The sequence below is a fragment of the Sanguibacter suarezii NBRC 16159 genome (genome assembly GCF_001552735.1).
GTDB lineage: Bacteria > Actinomycetota > Actinomycetes > Actinomycetales > Cellulomonadaceae > Sanguibacter > Sanguibacter suarezii.
Window position 1 is genome coordinate 372,101 of record NZ_BCRT01000021.1, and the last position, 18,160, is coordinate 390,260.

General features: G+C 70.2%; 17 protein-coding genes. 10 read left to right on the forward strand and 7 right to left on the reverse strand.

Translation table 11 applies throughout. The features are described from left to right. Positions 1-33 precede the first annotated feature (33 nt). Positions 34-2,061: a TPM domain-containing protein gene (locus tag SS2_RS15090; RefSeq protein ID WP_157607373.1), complete on the forward strand. Its 2,028-nt coding sequence runs from the start codon at positions 34-36 to the stop codon at positions 2,059-2,061. 87 nt (positions 2,062-2,148) lie between these two features. Beyond that, positions 2,149-2,922: a PspA/IM30 family protein gene (locus SS2_RS15095; protein ID WP_066465541.1), complete on the forward strand. Its 774-nt coding sequence runs from the start codon at positions 2,149-2,151 to the stop codon at positions 2,920-2,922. A gap of 64 nt (positions 2,923-2,986) precedes the next feature. On the opposite strand, the gene SS2_RS15100 is transcribed toward SS2_RS15095, so the two are convergent. Continuing rightward, complete coding sequence (locus SS2_RS15100) at positions 2,987-3,766, reverse strand: Crp/Fnr family transcriptional regulator (protein WP_066465543.1); 780 nt, start codon at positions 3,764-3,766, stop codon at positions 2,987-2,989. 155 nt (positions 3,767-3,921) lie between these two features. Between SS2_RS15100 and SS2_RS15105 the strand changes: the two genes are divergently transcribed. Both SS2_RS15105 and SS2_RS15110 read left to right on the forward strand, forming a co-directional pair. Next, positions 3,922-4,164, forward strand: a complete 243-nt coding sequence (locus tag SS2_RS15105) for a heavy-metal-associated domain-containing protein (protein WP_066465545.1) — start codon at positions 3,922-3,924, stop codon at positions 4,162-4,164. Positions 4,165-4,228: 64 nt separating this feature from the next. After that, positions 4,229-6,250: a heavy metal translocating P-type ATPase gene (locus SS2_RS15110; protein ID WP_083942295.1), complete on the forward strand. Its 2,022-nt coding sequence runs from the start codon at positions 4,229-4,231 to the stop codon at positions 6,248-6,250. Here the strand turns inward: SS2_RS15110 and SS2_RS15115 are convergent. Continuing rightward, entirely contained in the window at positions 6,243-6,968 is a 726-nt protein-coding gene (locus tag SS2_RS15115; protein WP_066465547.1) for a type 1 glutamine amidotransferase, read from the reverse strand. The two genes, SS2_RS15110 and SS2_RS15115, sit on opposite strands and share 8 nt — an antisense overlap. Positions 6,969-7,166: 198 nt before the next feature. Here SS2_RS15115 and SS2_RS15120 point away from each other — a divergent pair, with 198 nt between their 5' ends. The 4 genes from SS2_RS15120 (at position 7,167) to SS2_RS15135 (ending at position 11,156) form a co-directional block, all read left to right on the forward strand. Beyond that, positions 7,167-7,748 carry an NYN domain-containing protein gene (locus tag SS2_RS15120; protein WP_066465548.1) on the forward strand — a complete coding sequence of 194 codons (582 nt, stop codon included), beginning with the start codon at positions 7,167-7,169 and terminating at the stop codon, positions 7,746-7,748. A gap of 130 nt (positions 7,749-7,878) precedes the next feature. Further along, positions 7,879-8,607 carry a response regulator transcription factor gene (locus SS2_RS15125; protein ID WP_066465550.1) on the forward strand — a complete coding sequence of 243 codons (729 nt, stop codon included), beginning with the start codon at positions 7,879-7,881 and terminating at the stop codon, positions 8,605-8,607. Positions 8,608-8,711: 104 nt separating this feature from the next. Next, positions 8,712-10,304 carry a sensor histidine kinase gene (locus SS2_RS15130; protein WP_245643628.1) on the forward strand — a complete coding sequence of 531 codons (1,593 nt, stop codon included), beginning with the start codon at positions 8,712-8,714 and terminating at the stop codon, positions 10,302-10,304. A gap of 117 nt (positions 10,305-10,421) precedes the next feature. Continuing rightward, complete coding sequence (locus SS2_RS15135; RefSeq protein ID WP_066465552.1) at positions 10,422-11,156, forward strand: HD domain-containing protein; 735 nt, start codon at positions 10,422-10,424, stop codon at positions 11,154-11,156. Between the two features lie 42 nt (positions 11,157-11,198). On the opposite strand, the gene SS2_RS15140 is transcribed toward SS2_RS15135, so the two are convergent. The 3 genes from SS2_RS15140 to uriH are packed head-to-tail and all read right to left on the reverse strand — an operon-like array spanning position 11,199 to position 14,518. Beyond that, on the reverse strand, positions 11,199-12,149 hold the full coding sequence (locus SS2_RS15140; RefSeq protein ID WP_245643629.1) for a ribokinase: 951 nt from the start codon (positions 12,147-12,149) through the stop codon (positions 11,199-11,201). Between the two features lie 3 nt (positions 12,150-12,152). Beyond that, entirely contained in the window at positions 12,153-13,574 is a 1,422-nt protein-coding gene (uriT, locus tag SS2_RS15145) for a uridine transporter UriT (RefSeq protein WP_066465557.1), read from the reverse strand. After that, positions 13,574-14,518, reverse strand: a complete 945-nt coding sequence (gene uriH / locus SS2_RS15150) for a uridine-preferring nucleoside hydrolase UriH (protein ID WP_066465877.1) — start codon at positions 14,516-14,518, stop codon at positions 13,574-13,576. Before uriH ends, uriT begins: the two co-directional genes overlap by 1 nt. Before the next feature lie 247 nt (positions 14,519-14,765). On the opposite strand from uriH, the gene SS2_RS15155 reads away from it, so the two are divergent. Then, positions 14,766-15,740: a LacI family DNA-binding transcriptional regulator gene (locus tag SS2_RS15155; RefSeq protein WP_083942340.1), complete on the forward strand. Its 975-nt coding sequence runs from the start codon at positions 14,766-14,768 to the stop codon at positions 15,738-15,740. Between the two features lie 182 nt (positions 15,741-15,922). Continuing rightward, complete coding sequence (locus SS2_RS15160) at positions 15,923-16,210, forward strand: WXG100 family type VII secretion target (RefSeq protein WP_066465559.1); 288 nt, start codon at positions 15,923-15,925, stop codon at positions 16,208-16,210. 88 nt (positions 16,211-16,298) lie between these two features. On the opposite strand, the gene SS2_RS15165 is transcribed toward SS2_RS15160, so the two are convergent. Next, positions 16,299-17,216: a carbohydrate ABC transporter permease gene (locus SS2_RS15165; RefSeq protein ID WP_066465560.1), complete on the reverse strand. Its 918-nt coding sequence runs from the start codon at positions 17,214-17,216 to the stop codon at positions 16,299-16,301. Beyond that, on the reverse strand, positions 17,213-18,160 hold the full coding sequence (locus SS2_RS15170; RefSeq protein ID WP_083942296.1) for a carbohydrate ABC transporter permease: 948 nt from the start codon (positions 18,158-18,160) through the stop codon (positions 17,213-17,215). Before SS2_RS15170 ends, SS2_RS15165 begins: the two co-directional genes overlap by 4 nt.

Below are 18,160 nucleotides of genomic sequence, written 5' to 3' on the forward strand. Positions count from 1 at the left end.
GCGTTATGTAGCGGGGTAGTTGAGGATCGCAGTGTGCCAACTCGCTCAGTGCTGACGACGAACTCCCTGCTCATCCGCGTCTTCACGGGAGCCCTGCTCAGCTGCGCGCTGCTCGTCGGGCTCCTGGTCGGCGGCGCGTCGTCGGCCCGTGCGCAGGACCCGATGAACGTCCCGGGCGAGATCACCGACCCGGCTGGCGCGCTCACCGACGTCTCCGCGGTGCAGGGTGCGCTGGACCGCCTGCGCGACAGCACCGACATGCAGCTCTTCGTCGTCTACGTCGACACCTTCGACGGCCTGAGCGGCGAAGAGTGGGCCGACGAGACCTACGACCTCTCCGGCATGGGCGTCGACGACGCGCTCCTCGCCGTGGCCATCGAGGACAGGAGCTACGGGCTGGTCATCGACCTCGACGCCCCCATCACCGACGAGGAGTTCGACCGGATCTCCCGCGCTGTGGAGAGCGACCTCTCCGACGATGACTGGGACGGAGCCGCGATCACCGCCGCCGAGACGCTGCGCGGCGCGCTCGTGGGGGGCGACGGCGTGAGCGCCTTCACCGTCCTGCTCGTGGCGGGCCTGGTCATGCTGGCGATCGTGGCCGTCATCATGTGGCGCTCGAGCCGCAAGCGCGCCTCCGCGGGCAACCCCGCCGAAGGCCAGCTCTCCACCCTGGCGACCGCAGAGCTCAACCGCCGGGCGAGCAGCGCCCTCGTCGCGATCGACGACGAGCTCAAGACCGCCGAGCAGGAGCTCGGCTTCGCCCAGGCCCAGTTCGGGGACGAGGCGACGAAGGAGTTCGCCGCCACCCTCGAGCAGTCCAAGGCCCGGGTCACCCGCGCCTTCACCCTGCGCCAGCAGCTCGACGACGCCACCGCGGAGGCCGAGCCCCAGGCCCGCCTCATGATGGCGGAGATCGTCACCATCTGCACCGAGGTCGACGCCGCCCTGGCCCAGAGCTCCAAGCCCTTCGACGACCTGCGCGACCTGCAGGCCAAGGCCCCCGAGCTGCTCGCCGCGACCGGTCGTGACATCCCGACCATCCGCGCCCGCATCGAACCAGCCCGGGCCACGCTGACCGGCCTCGCGCTCACCTACCCCGCGTCCGCCCTCGCCTCCGTCTCCACCAACCCCGACCAGGCAGACCAGCTGCTCGACGCCGCCGCCCAGGCCGTCACCGCGGGCGAGGCGAACGTCGCCTCCGGTGACCGTGCCTCCGCCGTCGCCCAGCTGCGCGCGGCGACCCACGCCGTCGGGCAGGCGGTGACGCTGCTCGACGCGGTGGACCGGGCCGGCGACGACCTGGCCTCGGCCGGGCCACGCCTGGACGCGGCGCTCGCCTCGATCCGCTCCGACCTCGCCGACGCCCGCTCCATCGGGGCGGGCGACCCGGCGGTCACCGCAGCCGCGGCCCGCGCCGAGCAGGTCGTGGCGAGCGCGCAGGGCGCTCGCGACGGCGGCGACCCGCTCGCCGCCCTGGCAGCCCTGGCCGACGCCGAGGCGAGCCTGGACGCCGCCCTCGCGCCCTCGCGTGAGGTGGCCGAGCAGCGCGCCCGCGCCGCGGCGCTGCTGCGCGAGGGTCTGGGCCGCGCGGAGTCCCAGATCCGGGCGGTCAACGACTTCATCGACACCCGCAAGGGCGCGGTCGGGCCGGAGGCACGCACCCGGCTGTCCGAGGCGATCAGGCTGCTCGGGGAGGCCCGGTCCCTGGAGACCTCCGACCCGGTCGCTGCTCTGGACGCTGTCCGCCGGTGCGAGCAGCTGGTGCAGTCCGCCCAGCAGCTGGCCCAGATCGACGTGCAGAACTGGGAGAACCAGCAGCGCGGCGGTGGTGGTGGATCGAACATCGGCGGGATGGTGCTCGGCGGCATCCTCATCGACTCGATCCTGCGCGGGGGCGGCGGCTTCGGTGGAGGAGGCTTCGGTGGCGGGTTCGGCGGCGGCATCGGTGGCGGTGGCCGCTCTCGTGGCGGCGGCTTCGGTGGAGGTGGTGGCAGGTCCCGCGGCGGCGGGTTCGGCGGTGGCGGCCGAGGAACACGCAGCCGGGGCGGCCGGTTCTGACCGCACGGCATCAGTCTCGATCCACGTGAAACAGCCCACACGCGGATCGTCAGCTCGACGGGCGCACACCAGAAGAAAGGCACTCCCATGGCACAGAAGCAGAGCATCTTCGGACGCGTCGCCCAGCTCGCGAAGGCGAACATCAACGCCCTCATCGACGGCGCCGAGGACCCGCAGAAGATGCTGGACCAGCTCGTCCGTGACTACACCAACAACATCGCCGAGGCCGAGGATGCCGTCGCCCTGACCATCGGCAACCTGCGCCTGGCGGAGCAGGACTACAACGAGGACGTCGCTGCGGTCCAGGAGTGGGGCACCAAGGCGGTCGCCGCCTCCCAGCGCGCCGACCAGCTGCGGGCGTCGGGCAACGCCTCCGAGGCCGACAAGTTCGACAACCTCGCCAAGATCGCGCTGCAGAAGCAGATCGACGCCGAGGCCGAGGTGCGCCAGGCCGAGCCGCTCATCACCTCCCAGCGCGAGACCGTCGACAAGCTCAAGACGGGTCTGGCGCAGATGAAGGACAAGCTGCGAGACCTCAAGTCCCGCCGCGACTCCCTCGTGGCCCGGGCCAAGACCGCGCAGGCCCAGCAGTCCGTCCAGGGTGCGCTCAACTCGATCAACGTGCTCGACCCGACGAGCGAGATCTCACGCTTCGAGGAGAAGGTGCGTCGCGAGGAGGCCAAGGCGATCGGCCAGGCCGAGGTCGCGGCGTCGTCCTTGGACGCTCAGTTCGAGGAGCTCGAGGCCTCGAGCGCGCAGATCGAGATCGAGGCACGCCTGGCTGCCCTCAAGGAGGGCAGCTCCGCCGGCGCGCCGCAGATCACGCCCACCCCGGTGACCCCGGCCATCGAGCAGTCCTGACCCTGGGGCTGAGTGCGGTCGAACGGCTGCTCGACGTCCGGAATGTCCAGTCATTCGGCCGCACTCAGCGTTTCCCGGCTGCCTCGTCTTCCAGCTGGGAGCGGTCCAGCAACGCCACCCAGCGGCGCCCGGAATCGATGATGCCCTCCTTCTTCCACCTGCTCATCACCCGCGAGACCGACTCCGGCGTCGAGCGGGCGAGGCCGGCGAGGTCGGCGCGGGACAGCGGCACATCGAGCAGCTGGCCGTGGTCCCCACGGTCGTCGCCGAGCTTGTCGCCCAGGCGCAGCAGCGCCGTCGCCACCCGCTGGGACACCGTGTCGGTGGTCTGGCCCCCGATGTCGCTGTGCGCGCGGGACAACCGCGCGGCGACGTCGTCGAGCACGCGCAACGCCGCCTGAGGATGCTCCAGCAGGACGTCGCGGAAGTCGTCCTGATCGATGCCCAGCGTGCAGGACCCGACGAGCGCGGTGGCCGTCTGCAGGTGGGAGGGCTCCCCGAGGATGTCCATCGCCCCGAACAGCTCACCCGGGACGAGCACGTCGGCGACGGTCTCGGTGCCATCCGGTGTCACCTGGGAGACCTTCACACGCCCCTCCGCCACGACATAGAGCGCACGGGCCCGATCACCTGCTCGGTAGAGCTGACCCCCTGACGCCCAGAAGGCGGACCGCATGCGCCGGTCGATCGAGTCGAGCTCGCTCTCGGACAGACCCCGGAAGTACGGGGCACGGGCCAGCACCGCCATCCGCACCGGCCGCGGGCACTGGTGCGGCAGGGTGATCTCACGCAGGGGAATGAACCGGCGGCCCCCGGCCTGGCGCACGGTGTCCTGCGATCCCATGTCGCCACCCTACCTGTGGTCGGCCAGCCCCCTTCCTCGCACGTCACAGTCTCTGCGCGGTTAATTGACGGCCGTCATGTCGGCGCCCCTGGCGACTTCCTAGGTTGAGATCACCGGGATCACCCCGGACGATCCGACCAGACAGGAAGCACACCATGACCACCCTCCCGTCCCAGCCCCTCACCCGTTCGGTCTTCCGCGCCGAGGGCTTCAGCTGCCCGTCGTGCGTCGCCAAGATCGAGAAGCAGGTCGGACGCCTGGCCGGCGTCCAGGCCGTCACCGTGAAGTTCGCGTCCGCACGCATCGAGGTGGACCACGACCCGGCCGTCGCCACGACCGAGATGATCGTCGCCGCGATCGCCAAGGCGGGCTACACCGCCGTCCCCTCGACGATCTGAGTCGCCCACCGGTGGCCGGTCTGCTCGTGACCGGCCACCCTCCCTCCGCACGAAAGGCATCACGATGTCGACCCTGACCCGCCCGTCCCCGCTGACCCGCCTCCGCCGCGGGCACTGGGCAGCCCCCGCCGCCTCTGCGCTGTTGATCACCGTCGCCGCGGTCCTCTCCTGGACCGCCGGCGTCAACCCGTTCTCCGGCGGCCACGGCCCCTCCGACCTGACTACCGGCTCCGCCCTCCTGGTCGGGGTGTCTGACCTGCTCATGGTCGCCGCTGCGGCCGTCTCCGGTGTCCCGATCCTCATCGGGGCCCTGCGAGCGCTGCTCGTGCGGACCATCGCCATCGAGCTGCTCGTCTCGATCGCCACCATCGGCGCGGTGATCGTCGGGGAGTTCTGGGAAGCCGCCGCGGTGACCTTCCTGTTCTCCGTCGGTCATGCCCTCGAGGCCGCGACCTTGACCAAGACCCGGTCGGCGCTGACTGAGCTGGTCGCCGTCGCGCCGGACACCGCCGTGGTGCTGCGCGACGGCACGCAGGTCGAGGTCTCCGCCGCCCAGGTGGCCGTCGAGCAGATCGTCCTCGTCAAGAACGGAGCCAAGGTCCCGGTCGACGGCGTCGTCCTGACCGGAAGCGGCACCCTCGATGAAGCCTCGATCACCGGGGAGTCCCTCCCTGTCGAGAAGGTCGAGGGCGATCACGTCTTTGCGGGGACCGTCTCGACCGGAGGGTTCCTCCAGGTCCGCGCGACCGGCGTCGGCGTCGACACCACGCTCGCGCGGATCATTCATCGCGTCGAGGAGGCCCAGGACGCGAAGGCCCCGGCGCAGACCTTCATGGAGAAGTTCTCCACCTGGTACACCCCGATCATCATCCTCGGGGCCGTCATCACCGCCTGGGTCACCGGAGATGTCGTGCTGGGGCTGACACTGCTGGTCATCGGCTGCCCCGGTGCTCTGGTCATCTCCATCCCCGTCGCGATCGTCGCCGGAATCGGACGTGGGGCCAAGGACGGCATCCTCATCAAGGGTGGTCAGCACCTCGAGACCGCCGCACGGATCAGCGCGGTCGCGCTGGACAAGACCGGAACCCTCACCGAGGCCCGGCCGCACCTGACCGACGTCACCGTCCTCGATCCAGCCCTTGATCGCGGCGAGGTCCTCGCCTGGGCCGCCCGCGCCGAGGCGGGGTCCGAGCACCCACTGTCCCGTCCGATCATCGATGCCGCCACCACTGCGGGTCGTGCGGTCGAGGGCTTGCCGGAGCAGACCTTCCCCATCCCGGGCAAGGGCATCGTCGCGATCGTCGACGGTCACCGCGTCAGCGTCGGCAACCTGCCGCTGCTCGCCGCTGAGGGCATCACCGACGACTCCGGCGCCGCCGCCCAGGTGGACCGGCTGGCTCGTCTCGGCCGCACCCCGATGGTGGTCACCCTGGACGCGCGGGTCATCGGCATCATCGCCGTCGCAGACCAGGTCCGGTCCGACGCCGAGGAGATGGTCTCCCGTCTCCACACCAGCGGCATCAGGACGGTCGTCATGCTCACCGGTGACGCCCGCCGTGTCGCTGAGGCGGTCGCCGCCGAGGTGGGCGTGGACGAGGTCCACGCAGAGCTCCTGCCCGAGGACAAGCTCGACGTCGTCCGCCGCCTCCAGTCGGAGCGGCACACGGTCGCGATGGTCGGCGACGGCGTCAACGACGCCCCCGCCCTGGCCGCGGCGGACATCGGGGTCGCGATGGGAGCCGCGGGGACGGGCGTCGCCATCGAGACTGCAGACATCGCCCTCATGAAGGACGACCTGCTCAAGCTGCCGCAGGCGGTCGCCCTGGCCCGCAAGACCATCCGGGTGATGACCCAGAACATCACGATCGCACTGATCACCGTCACGGTGCTGCTCGTCGGAGTCTTCGCCGGCGGGGTGACCATGACCCTCGGCATGCTCGTGCACGAGGTGTCTGTGCTCGTCGTTGTCCTCAACGCGATGCGGCTGCTGCGTCCCGACGCCGCAGCAGGTGGATCCCGCCGGGCTCCGGGGTCGATCGCGGACCGGGCGCCGGCCGCGGGCGAGCCGGCCGTGAGCGCTAGCTGAGCGCGCTGGCAGCGCGGACGGCGGCGACCAGACCGGCTGCGACCGCCCGGCCGCTGCTGGCCATCCGTTCGGCGTGCTCGTCGGCGTGGGCGGGGTCGGAGTCCTCCCCGCTGAGCAGCCAGGCGGACAGGCGCATGGTGGACACCTCGGCGTGAAACTGCGTCCCGACCGCTGAGCCGAGGCGGAAGACCTGGAAGGGATACATGTTCGACGACGCGAGCCACACCGCCCCCTCGGGCAGCTCGGTCACCGCGTCCACGTGCATGGACGGCACGAGGCTGGCGCGTTCCCCGGCCTCGGCGACGGACCGGGCGAGCTCGCCCACCAGCGGGTCGGTGAGCGCCTCGGGACGCCAGAACACCCGGACCGGTCCCGTCTCGGGGCCGGGTGGGGCGGCGAGGGTGACCTGACCGCCGCCGGCCACGGCCAGCAGCTGAGCGCCCAGGCCGACCGCCAGGGTCGGCACGCCCTCGGTGGCCGCCTCCAGCAGCAGCGTCCGCAGCTCGGGCAGCCAGGGCGAGGCCTCGTCGTCGTAGGCGGACATCCAGCCGTCCAGCACGATGAGCGCGGCGCCGAGCTCGGCGCAGGTGGGCAGCGCCTCACCCTCGTCGGCGCGTACCGTGCGCACCCGCAGGCCGGCCGAGGCCAGCTGGTCGCCGAGCGAGCCGATCGGCAGGTCGGGCGAGCTCTGGATCACTGTCACGTCTGGAGACGTCATCACATCGTCCTTGCAGTGCTGGGGGGGAGGACATCGACGGTCAGCGTCACTGGCAACCGGTCACCTCTCGACGAGGCGATGTGTGAACGGTACGTCGCCATCCCGCCGGTCCCAAAACCACGCGTGCACCGCACAGACTGGCGCAGCGACGGCGGGGCGCCGGGCCGGGAGGCGCGCGTTACCACATAGAGTGGAGCCATGTCTGGCTCAGATTCACGCGCTCAGCGCCCCACGTACCTGCTCGTCGACGGTGAGAACATCGACGCCACCCTCGGCATGAACGTGCTGGGTCACCGCCCCAGCCCCGACGAGCGCCCGCGCTGGGACCGCATCGCGGAGTTCGCCGGAGCGGTCTGGGACAACCAGCCCGTCAACCCGCTGTTCTTCCTCAACGCCTCCTCCGGGCAGATGCCCATGCCCTTCGTCCAGGCGCTCCTCGCCATGGGCTACCGTCCCATCCCCCTCGCCGGCGCCAGCCACGAGAAGGTCGTGGACATGGGCATCCAGCGCACCCTCGAGGCCATCGCCGACGTCGAGGGTGACGTGCTGCTCGCCAGCCACGACGGCGACTTCCTGCCCCAGGTCGAGGCGCTGCTGGACGGCACCCGCCGGGTCGGCATCCTGTGCTTCCGCGAGTTCGTCAACAGCAAGCTCGCCGAGCTGAGCGGGCGCGGACTGCAGTTCTTCGACCTCGAAGAGGCCGTGGGAGCCTTCACCACGCCGCTGCCGCGCGTGCGCATCATCCCGATCGAAGAGTTCAACCCGCTGCGCTACATCTGATCGACGCCTGGTCGGCGTCGGGTCGACGTCTGATCGATGCCGCGAGGCACCGCTGGGCTGACGCTGCACCCGCAGCGCCGGCCCAGCGCTCTCCCAGGCGTTCCCCAGAAAGAGGTCGCAGACTAGGACCATGACCGAACCCGAAGCGCGCCTGGTCGTCGTCGACGACGAGCCGAACATCCGTGAGCTCCTGGCGACCTCGCTGCGTTTCGCCGGCTTCGAGGTGTACGCGGCCGAGGACGGCATGAGCGCGCTCAAGCTCATCCGCGACATCGACCCGGACCTCATCGTGCTCGACGTCATGCTCCCGGACATGGACGGTTTCACCGTCACCCGCCGCCTGCGGGAGAAGGGCCAGCACATGCCGGTCCTGTTCCTCACCGCCCGGGACGACACCCAGGACAAGATCACCGGCCTGACCGTGGGCGGCGACGACTACGTGACCAAGCCGTTCAGCCTCGAAGAGGTCGTCGCGCGGATCCGGGCGGTCCTGCGCCGCACGCACCCCGCTCCCGTCGACGACGCCGTCCTGCGCTTCGCCGACCTCGAGCTCGACGACGACTCCCACGAGGTGCGCCGCGCCGGGCAGGTCATCGACCTGTCCCCCACCGAGTTCAAGCTGCTGCGCTACCTCATGCTCAACCCCGGCCGGGTGCTGTCCAAGGCGCAGATCCTCGACCACGTGTGGCAGTACAACTGGGGCGGCGACGCCAACATCGTCGAGTCCTACATCTCCTACCTGCGCCGCAAGATCGACAACGCCCCGCTCCCGGACGGCTCCATGCCTGAACCGCTCATCGCGACCAAGCGGGGCGTGGGCTACCTGCTGCGGCAACCGGCGGCGAAGAAGTCCACGTGACCGGCTCGTCCCGGCCTCTGCCACCCGTCCCACCCCCTCCCCCCAGCGCAGCCGGGTCCCGGGTGCCGGGCTCTCGCCAGCACGACGCCGCAGGGCTGCCTCCCGTGCCTCCCCCGCCGGCACCACCGTCGCCCGAGGGGGTCGAGGGGGTCGAGGGTGAGCACGTCGGTCCGGTGCGTGCCTTCTGGGCGCGCACGCCGCTGCGCATCCGCCTCGTCGCGATCGTCACCCTCGTGCTGCTGGCGGGGCTGGGCACGTCGGTGGTGCTGACCACGACGGTGCTCTCTCGGTTCCTCGTCGACCAGCTCGACGAGCAGCTGGAGTCCACCGGCGACCAGCGGTTCAACCAGCTGCCCGAGAGCACCGACCCCGAGCAGATCCGCCAGCTCCTGCCGAGCGACTACTACATCGCCATCTACCCGGCCGAGGGGGCGCCCCGGGTGGAGGTCCAGGCCCAGACGGTGGAGAAGTACGGCGTCCCCACGATCACGGCGTACACCTTCACCGACGCCAACCGCCCTACCGAGCCGTTCACCACGTCCTCGGTCGACGTGCACGGCACCGGGGAGACCGGGTCGCGGTGGCGGGTGATCGCCGGGTCCATCGTGTCCGGGGGTGTGAAGGTGGCTGACGTCTACGTCGCGCTCCCGCTCCACTCGGTGGACGCAACCGTGGGCCAGATCAAGCAGATCCTCGCGCTCAGCGCCCTGGCGATCACCGTCGTCGGCGCCGTGGTGGGGCTGCTGGCGGTGCGCCGCTCGCTGCGCCCGCTCGCCGACATCGAGCGGACCGCGGCCGCGATCGCCGACGGCGACCTCAGCCGGCGCATCCCCCAGGCTCCCTCCTCGACCGAGGTCGGTTCCCTCGCGCAGTCGCTCAACGTCATGCTGAGCCAGATCGAGCAGGGCTTCGCCGCGCGGGAGGCCTCCGAGGCGCGGATGCGCCGCTTCGTCTCCGACGCCAGCCACGAGCTGCGCACCCCGCTCGCCACCATCCGGGGGTACGGCGAGCTGTACCGCATGGGTGCGCTGCGCACCCCGGAGGCGATGGACGACACGATGCGCCGGATCGAGGACTCCGCCCAGCGGATGGGCACCCTCGTGGAGGACCTGCTGCACCTGGCCCGCCTGGACGAGGGCCGCGCGATCCAGCGGGTCCCGGTCGACCTGACCGTGCTGGCCGCCGACGCCGTGAGCGACCTGCACGCGCTGGACCCCACCCGTGAGGTGCGGCTGGCACCGCTGACCCCCGGCGCGGCCATGGGTCCGTGCGTGGTGATCGGCGACGACGACCGGCTCCGTCAGGTGCTCGGCAACCTCATCGGCAACGTCGCCACGCACACCCCGGCCGGGTCCCCGGTCGAGATCGCGCTGGGACCCACGACCACCGGCGACCGGCCCATGGTCACCCTGGAGGTCCGTGACCACGGCCCAGGCATCTCCGACGCCGAGGCCGACCGGATCTTCGAGCGGTTCTACCGGGTGGACTCCTCACGCAACCGCACCTCCGGCGGGTCCGGGCTCGGCCTGGCCATCGTGGCGGCCATCGTGGGGACCCTCGGCGGCACTGTGGGGACGGCGCCGACCCCCGGAGGTGGGCTGACCGTGCGCGTGAGCCTGCCCGCCGCGACCCCGGCCACGACTCCCTCGGCGGACGAGGTGGCCGTGACGAGCGACCTGCCGGACGTCTTCCTCTGAACGGGGACGCAGGAGGCGTTCCGGTCGCGCCACCCAAGGGTTACTATTGCCGGTCGTCCCAGACATCACCGTGACATCACCGTGGGCGGTCCGCCCCCACCTGTCGAAAGCTGGTTCATGCCTCCTGTCAGCGCAGATGCGCCTCAGTGGCTGTTGTCATCGTGGATCCGCAGTGTTCAGGCCGCCGGAGCCACCGCGCCAGAGAGTGAGATCCGGGCCACCGGTCTCGCGCTGCTGGACCGCTGGCACGAGACCGGACGGATCTATCACAACGTCCGGCACCTGGCCGACGTGCTGAGCCGGGTGGACGAGCTGGCCGAGGAGACCCACCAGCCCGACCTCGTCCGGTTGGCCGCCTGGTACCACGGCGCGATCTTCTCGGCGGCGTCCAGCGTCGCCTACGCGACCCAGGGCGGGGAGGACGAGGTGGCCAGCGCCGCCCTCGCGCGCACCGAGCTCGTCGAGCTGGGCGTCCCGGAGAAGGCGGCAGACCGGGTCAAGGCACTGGTCACGGCCCTCGCGCGGCACAAGCCGCTGCCTCACGACGACGACTGCGCTGTGCTGTGCGACGCCGACATGGGCATCTTGGCCGCCGAGCCGCAGCGGTACAAGGCCTACCTCATCGACATCCGTCAGGAGTACGCGCACATCCCCGTGCGCGACTACCTCGAGGCCCGCCAGCGCATCCTCGCCAAGCTGCTGGACCGCAAGGCGCTCTACACGAGCCCGCTCGCGACCGGCTGGGAGGACGCCGCACGCCAGAACCTCGCGGCGGAGGCTGCTCGGTTGGGCAAAGAGCTCCGTAAGCTCGACGAGTCCTCGGCGTCCGCGAGGGACACCGAGGACTCGTAGCCGTCCGGGGCCGGCTGGGTCAGCCGGCCCGACCGGGCAGGGCTAGACCGGCTGCCCGACGCCGGCCAGCTGGGCGAGCGTGGGGTAGGAGGACTGCGCCCCCGGGCGGGTGGCGGCGAAGGCCGCGACCCGTGCCGCTACCTGCGCGGCCTCCACGAGGGTGGCGCCGGCGGCGATCTGCTGAGCGAGGGCTCCGGTGAAGGCGTCACCGCAACCGGTGGTGTCCACGGCCTCGACCGTGACCGCACCGACCTCCACGACCTGGTCCGCCGCAGGGGCCGTGGCGTCCAACACCACCGAGCCGCGAGACCCCAAGGTCACCACCGCACGTCGCACACCGACTCCGGCCAGGGCCGCCAGGACGGCGTCCCACCCGGCGTCGACGACGTCGCGCCCGAGCAGGTCAGCCGCCTCGTGGTCGTTGACCAGCAGCACGTCCACCAGCTCGAGGAGCTCCGCCCCGACCGGCTGGTAGGGCGAGAGGTTGAGCAGCACCTGCGCCCCGGCGTCGCGGGCGTGCCGGGCGGCCGCGGTGACGGTCTCCAGGCTCACCTCCAGGCACAGGCACAGCACCGCCGCCCCCGCGAAGAAGTCCTCGCCGAGGTACTCCGGGGTCAGGTGCCCGTTGGCGCCGGGCGAGATGATGATCGAGTTCTCACCTCGGGCGTCCACGGAGATGACGGCCGTGCCGGTGGCCACGCCGTCCAGGCGCACCACCGACGTGGTGTCCACGCCTGCTCGCGCCGCGGCGTCGAGCAGGAGGGTGCCGTTCGCGTCGTCGCCGACCGCGCCGAGCATCGACACGTGCCCGCCGAGCAGGGCGGCCGCGGCCGCCTGGTTGGCGCCCTTTCCGCCGGGCAGGACGACGAGCTCGGAACCGCGGACCGTCTCGCCCGGGGCGGGCATCCGCTCGACCTGGACCACGAGGTCGGCGTTGAGGGAGCCCACCACGACGACCGTTCCCGATTCCTGCGACATGTCAGTGCCTTCCATGGTTCAGTCCGCGATCTCGGCGCCGACAGGGCGCGGGATGAGGAACGAGACGGCCAGCGCCAGGAGGGTGATGACCAGTCCGACAATCATGGCGGTCACGTAGCCCTGGCTCGACCCCTCACCCGCCGGGCTGCCGAGGATCTGCACCGCGGGGAGCACGGCGAAGCTCAGGCCAGCACCGAGGTTGAAGGCACCGGCGTTGAGGCCGGGCAGGAACCCGGGGTTGTCCTTGGGCGAGAGGACCACGCCGAGGCCGTTGAGCATGATGTTGACCATCCCGGCGTAGCAGATGCCCGTGATCACGGTCGCGGCGATGAGCACCGGCAGGGAGTTGATGCCGACGAAGGCCATGAGCGCGATCGACGCGGCAGAGCCGGCCAGACCGATCCGCAGCACGTTCCCGTAGCCCAGGGTCGGTGCCAGGCGCCCGGCGAAGGGTCCCACGATCCACCCGACGATGGCGTACGGGGTCAGCAGCGCGAGGGATGCCGCGTCCGCGCCGAGGTCGAAGCCGGCGGTCGGGTTCTGGGCGAAGGACATGACCAGGCCGTTGACCGTCGCGAACACACCGGTCATGGTGAGCAGCGTGGTCAGCAGCAGAGCCCAGGTGGAACGCTGCTTGAGGTGGCGCGGGGCCACGAGGGGCTCGGCGCTGCGGTTCTCGATGGTCCAGAAGGCGATGAAGGCGACCACCGAGATGACGAGGGAGACGACGACGAAGGTCCAGTTCGCCGCACTCGTCTTGCCGGCCTCGTTGAGACCGATGAGCAGGCTGGCGATGGAGATCATGAGGGCCACCACGCCGTACCAGTCCATCTTCACGCCGGCCGACGGCTTGGACTCGGGGGCGAACTTGGCCACCAGGACGGTGCTGATCGCCGCGACGGCGGTGATCACCCAGAAGACCGAACGGAAGCCGAAGTTGCTCGCCAGCACGCCACCGGCCAGTGCGTCGACCCCGGCGATACCGCCGTTGACGGCGGTGACCAGGCCCATCATCGTCCCGTACATCTTCGGGTCGGAGATCTCGTGACGGAGCATGAGCAGGCACAACGGCACGACCGGTCCGGAGACACCCTGGATGATCCGGGCGACGTAGAGCACGCCGACGTTGGGGGCGAGGGCCGCCAGGACGGTGCCGAGCGTCATGATCGCCAGCATCCAGACGAGCACCTTGCGCCGTCCGACGATGTCGCTCAGACGAGGCAGGAAGAGGGAGAACAGCGCTGCCGCGGTGAAGAACATGGTCTGGGACAGACCGATCGCGGCGTCGTCGGTCTTGAGCTCCTTGGCCATCGTCACCAGCACCGGGCTGAGCATCGAGGCGTTGAGCTGGAAGGCGACACAGGCGGCGAGCAGCGCCGTCATGAGGACGCCGATGCGGACCCGGGGGCCCGTGGTGAGGGGTGCGGTCGAGGCGGTCATCACTCCACGTCCCCGATGGTGACGAGCGCGTCGGTGATGAGGTCCCAGAACCGCTTGTGGTCGAGGTCGACGGCCACGGACGTGGTGCAGTCGTCGGGGGCCGGGGCGCGGAAGTCCGCGACGGTCATGCCGAGGGTGAGGGTGCCGGTGAGCTCGATGTCCACCGGGACCTTCTGGGTCGTGACGATCGTCGGGTCGATGACGTAGGCCACGGCGCAGGGGTCGTGGACCGGCGGGAAGTCGAAGCCCTGGGCGTCGCGGTAGGTCTCGCCGAAGAACTCCAGCAGCTCCAGGACGAACTGTGCGGGCTTCGTACCGACGGCCTTGATCTGCTCGACGACCTCGTCGGTGGCCAGCGCCTGGTGGGTGAGGTCGAGGCCGACCATGACCACGGGCCAGCTCTCGTTGAAGACGATGTGGGCGGCCTCGGGGTCGATCTTGATGTTGAACTCCGCGACAGCGCTCCAGTTACCGACGTGGTACCCGCCGCCCATGAGGACGACCTCCTTGACCCGCTCGACGATGCGCGGCTCCTTGCGGGCCGCCAGGGCGATGTTGGTCAGGCCCGCGGTGGGCACCAGGGTGATGGTCCCGGGCTCGTGGCTCATGACGAGGTCGATGATGAGGTCGACGGCGTGGCGGGGGTCGAGCTCGAGCTCAGGCTCCGGCAGGACCGGTCCGTCCAGGCCGGACTCCCCGTGGATGTCCGGGGCGGTCTCGATCTGGCGCACGAGGGGACGAGCGCACCCGGCGGCGAAGGGGACACCGGTGATCCCGGCGATCTTCGCGACCGACAGCGCGTTGCGGGTGACCTTCTCCAAGGTCTGGTTGCCCACCACCGTCGTCACGGCCAGCAGGTCGATCTCTGGGCTGCCGTGGGCGAGGAGCATCGCGATCGCGTCGTCGTGTCCGGGGTCGCAGTCGAGGATGATCTTCTTGGGCATCAGGTGCTCCACTTCGTCGGGGTGAGCGGCCGTCAATGGCCTCTCGTGGCGTCATCGCCGGGGTTATCACTGGATTCTGCACCGGTCTCGACGGCCGCGTCAAGCGCTTAACGTTGACCAGGGGTTATGCGCTTGACGTTCGTGGCACCAACGGTTGCCGCCCCACAGTGGCTACGATCTGACCATGGGTGACAGGACACAGGAGTCGACGACCACGGGTGCCCCCTACCAGCGGGTCACCGCGGCCATGGTGGCTGCCCGCGCAGGGGTCTCCCCCGCCACGGTCTCGTTGGTCGCCAACGGCAAGACGGCGGGGCGCGTCTCCGTGCAGATCATCAACCGGGTCGAGGAGGCGATCGACGAGCTCAACTACGTCGTCGACAAGGTCGCCAGCTCCCTCTCGCGCGGGTCGAGCAGCTACGTCATCCTCGTCGCCCCGGACATCGCCAACCCGTTCTTCGGCAAGGTCATCGCCGGCGTCAAGGACGCTCTCGGTCCCACCTACCAGCTCCTGCTCTCCGTGAGCGACGTCGGGCAGGTGCCCCAGGCGGGCGACGTGCGGTCGCTCTTCGCCTTCCGCCCCGCCGGTCTGCTCGTCGACGCTCCCAACGCCCAGTTCCTGCAGGACCTGGCCATCGAGGCCCCCACGGTGCTGCTCGACGCCCCGGACATCACCAGCGCGCCGTCGGTGGACATGGACGTCGCGGCGGGGGCCCGAGCCCTCGCCGAGCACCTCGCCTCCCGTGGGCACCAGACAGTGGCCTACCTCGACTCCGTCACCGCGACCGCGACCTTCGCGCTGCGCCGCGAGGCGTTCCTCACCCGAGCCGAGGAGGTGGGCATGCGGGCGGCGGCGGGCGAGGTGCCCCGCTCGGTCATCGACCTCGAGGACTCCTCGGAGACCTTCACCCAGGCCTGGCCCGGCTGGCACGCGGAGGGCGTCACCGCCGTCGTGTGCGCCACCGACACCCAGGCCTATGGCGTGCTGCACGCGGCGCGCGCCCTGGGGGTGGACGTGCCCGGCGACCTCGCCGTGGCCGGTTTCGACAACCTTCCCTACTCCCAGGTCTCCCGGCCCGGCCTGACCAGCGTCGAGCTGCCCGGCCGCGAGCTCGGCCACGCTGCGGCGGCGCACCTGCGCGCCCTCATGGAGGGCCGTGAGCCCGACGCCGCAGCCCTGCTGTGCAGCCGGCTCGTCGTGCGAGAGTCCACCGGCGGCTGAAGCGCGTCCGCGCTCTGCGGCTACAGCTCCTCCCCAGGTCATCGGCCGTCACCGCCAACTACAGCCGACGCGAGGGGTCCGGTCACCGCGGGCGCAGAGTCCTAACGTCGTGCTCGAGCGACGGAGTCCGTCAGAGGGTCCGCGCCCGGCACCACCCGGTGCCCCGACCCCGAGGAGTCACCATGAGCAAGTTCGGAGTAGACGTCAGTCAGGTCTCGGCAGCGAGTGCGGTGGTGGCCACGTCCGTGTCCACCATCAGGTCGGAGGTCGCCGCGATGCAGCGTCACCTGACCGACCTGCAGTCCTCCTGGACGGGAGCGGCTGCGCTCGCCTTCTCGGGGGTGGTCGCCCAGTGGCAGGCCACCCAGGTCCAGGTGGAGAACGGCCTCGACGCGATCACCTCGGCCCTGGGCCGCACGGCCGCCACCTACGACGAGGCGGAGACGGCCGCGCGCACGAACTTCCTGTGAGCGCACCGCCCGACCTGCCCGGTGGACACCGGGCAGGTCGGGCGAGTGACAGGCGGAGCACTCGGCAGGTCGAGCGTCACGGGTCAGCTCACTTGATCGATCCGCGCATCACGCCGGAGATGACCCACCGCTGGGCGAACAGGTAGACGATCAGCAGCGGGGCCATGGCCATGAGGTAGGAGGCGAAGGCAGCGGTGTAGTTGGTGTTGAACTGCCCCTGGAACACGTAGTTGGCCAGCGGCAGCGTCTGTGCGGACGGGTCGGAGAGCACCACGAGCGGCAGGATGAAGTCGTTCCACGCCCACACGCACGTCAGGATGCCCACAGTGGCCAGCATCGGGGACATCAAGGGGAAGATGACCTTGCGGAAGACCGTCCACGTCGTCGCGCCGTCGAGCAGCGCGGCTTCTTCCAGCTCGACCGGGATCGACCTGATGAACGCCACGAAGAACAACGTGTTCGTCGACAACCCGAACACCGTGTAGAGCAGGATCAGGCCGGCCTGGTTGTCCAGCCCCATCAGCGCCGTCTGCTTGACCACCGGCAGCATGATGATGGGGAACGGCACGAAGATGGCCGAGACGAGGTAGAAGTAGATGCCCTTGAAGAACTTGCGGTGCATGTTCCGGGCGATGGCATAGGCGACCATCGAGTTGGTCGCCAGGGTCAGCAGCACCGCGCCGACCGTGATGAGGGCGGTGTTCATGAGCGCCCGCGGGAAGTTCGTGAGGTTCCACGCGTCGGCGAAGTTCTGCAGGTGGATCGAGGTCGGCAGCTCGAAGCCGGTCCCGCCCAGCTGGTCGGGGGTCTTCAGGGCCGTCACGACCGTGAAGTACAGCGGGATCAGGATGGTCAGGGAGCAGACCATGAGCAGGGCTGTGATCCACCAGTTGATCTGGCGGCCGTCCTCGTCAGTGCGTGCCCGACGACGGACCGTGCGCCGGGGGGCGGGGGTCGTCGCGGGGGCGGCGACCTGGGCAGGCTCGGGGCTGAGGGTGGTGGTCATGAGGGCGAAGACTCCCGACGTTGCAGGACGCGCAGCTGGAACAGTGAGATGGCGACGATGACGAGCAAGAAGATCACTGCGTTCGCCGTCTGGTAGGCGTACTCCCCGCCTTGGAAGCCGCCGCGGTAGATGAGCAGCGACACCGACTGCGTGGACGTCCCCGGGCCGCCGTCGGTGAGAGCGACGATGTGGTCGAACACCTGGAGGAAGTTCTTCAGCGACAGCACCATGTTGATCGTGAAGAACGCCGCGATCAGCGGGAAGGTGATCGAGGAGAACTTGCGCACGGGCCCCGCCCCGTCGAGGGAGGCTGCCTCGTACACCTCACCCGGGATGGTCTGCAGGCCGGCCAGGTAGATGATGATGTTGAAGGCCGCGGCCTGCCACACCGCGAGGATGACGATCCCGACCCAGGCCAGGTCCGGGTTGGCCAGGATGGACGACGACAAGGCCGTGATGCCCAGCCGCTCGGCGATCTCAGGCAGAGAGTTGGAGAAGAGGTAGTTGAAGACGTAGCCGACGATGAGGATCGAGAGGATGTTGGGGATGAAGAAGATCCCGCGCATCCCGGTCTGGAACTTGATCTTCGCGTTGAGGCCGAGGGCGACCGCCAGGGAGATGACGTTCACCGCGACCGTGGCGACGAGGGCGAAGCCGAAGGTGAACAGATACGCCTTGATCACCTGGTCGTCCTTGAACAGGTTGACGTAGTTGTCGAACCAGGTGAAGTCCCAGCTTCCGTAGCCGGCGTAGTTCGTCATCGAGAAGAACATGCCGGTGAGCACGGGAACCGTGTGCAAGACGAAGAACAGGACGACGGCCGGGATGACCATCCAGTAGAAGGTCGGGGAGATCCGGCCCGCGCCGGTCCGTCTGCGCCGGGTCAGTCGGGTGCGCGCGTCAGGCGGCACGAGCGGGGCGCGCGTTGCTGAGGTTGTTGCCAT

What these genes read in the sequence shown, in the direction of transcription:
- SS2_RS15095 (WP_066465541.1), top strand. Translation starts at nt 2,149, where the DNA reads ATGGCACAGAAGCAGAGCATCTTCGGACGCGTCGCCCAGCTCGCGAAG.
- SS2_RS15100 (WP_066465543.1), bottom strand. Translation starts at nt 3,766, where the DNA reads ATGGGATCGCAGGACACCGTGCGCCAGGCCGGGGGCCGCCGGTTCATT.
- SS2_RS15105 (WP_066465545.1), top strand. Translation starts at nt 3,922, where the DNA reads ATGACCACCCTCCCGTCCCAGCCCCTCACCCGTTCGGTCTTCCGCGCC.
- SS2_RS15110 (WP_083942295.1), top strand. Translation starts at nt 4,229, where the DNA reads ATGTCGACCCTGACCCGCCCGTCCCCGCTGACCCGCCTCCGCCGCGGG.
- SS2_RS15115 (WP_066465547.1), bottom strand. Translation starts at nt 6,968, where the DNA reads ATGACGTCTCCAGACGTGACAGTGATCCAGAGCTCGCCCGACCTGCCG.
- SS2_RS15120 (WP_066465548.1), top strand. Translation starts at nt 7,167, where the DNA reads ATGTCTGGCTCAGATTCACGCGCTCAGCGCCCCACGTACCTGCTCGTC.
- SS2_RS15125 (WP_066465550.1), top strand. Translation starts at nt 7,879, where the DNA reads ATGACCGAACCCGAAGCGCGCCTGGTCGTCGTCGACGACGAGCCGAAC.
- SS2_RS15135 (WP_066465552.1), top strand. Translation starts at nt 10,422, where the DNA reads ATGCCTCCTGTCAGCGCAGATGCGCCTCAGTGGCTGTTGTCATCGTGG.
- SS2_RS15140 (WP_245643629.1), bottom strand. Translation starts at nt 12,149, where the DNA reads ATGGAAGGCACTGACATGTCGCAGGAATCGGGAACGGTCGTCGTGGTG.
- uriT (WP_066465557.1), bottom strand. Translation starts at nt 13,574, where the DNA reads ATGACCGCCTCGACCGCACCCCTCACCACGGGCCCCCGGGTCCGCATC.
- uriH (WP_066465877.1), bottom strand. Translation starts at nt 14,518, where the DNA reads ATGCCCAAGAAGATCATCCTCGACTGCGACCCCGGACACGACGACGCG.
- SS2_RS15155 (WP_083942340.1), top strand. Translation starts at nt 14,766, where the DNA reads ATGGTGGCTGCCCGCGCAGGGGTCTCCCCCGCCACGGTCTCGTTGGTC.
- SS2_RS15160 (WP_066465559.1), top strand. Translation starts at nt 15,923, where the DNA reads ATGAGCAAGTTCGGAGTAGACGTCAGTCAGGTCTCGGCAGCGAGTGCG.
- SS2_RS15165 (WP_066465560.1), bottom strand. Translation starts at nt 17,216, where the DNA reads ATGACCACCACCCTCAGCCCCGAGCCTGCCCAGGTCGCCGCCCCCGCG.
- SS2_RS15170 (WP_083942296.1), bottom strand. Translation starts at nt 18,160, where the DNA reads ATGGCAACAACCTCAGCAACGCGCGCCCCGCTCGTGCCGCCTGACGCG.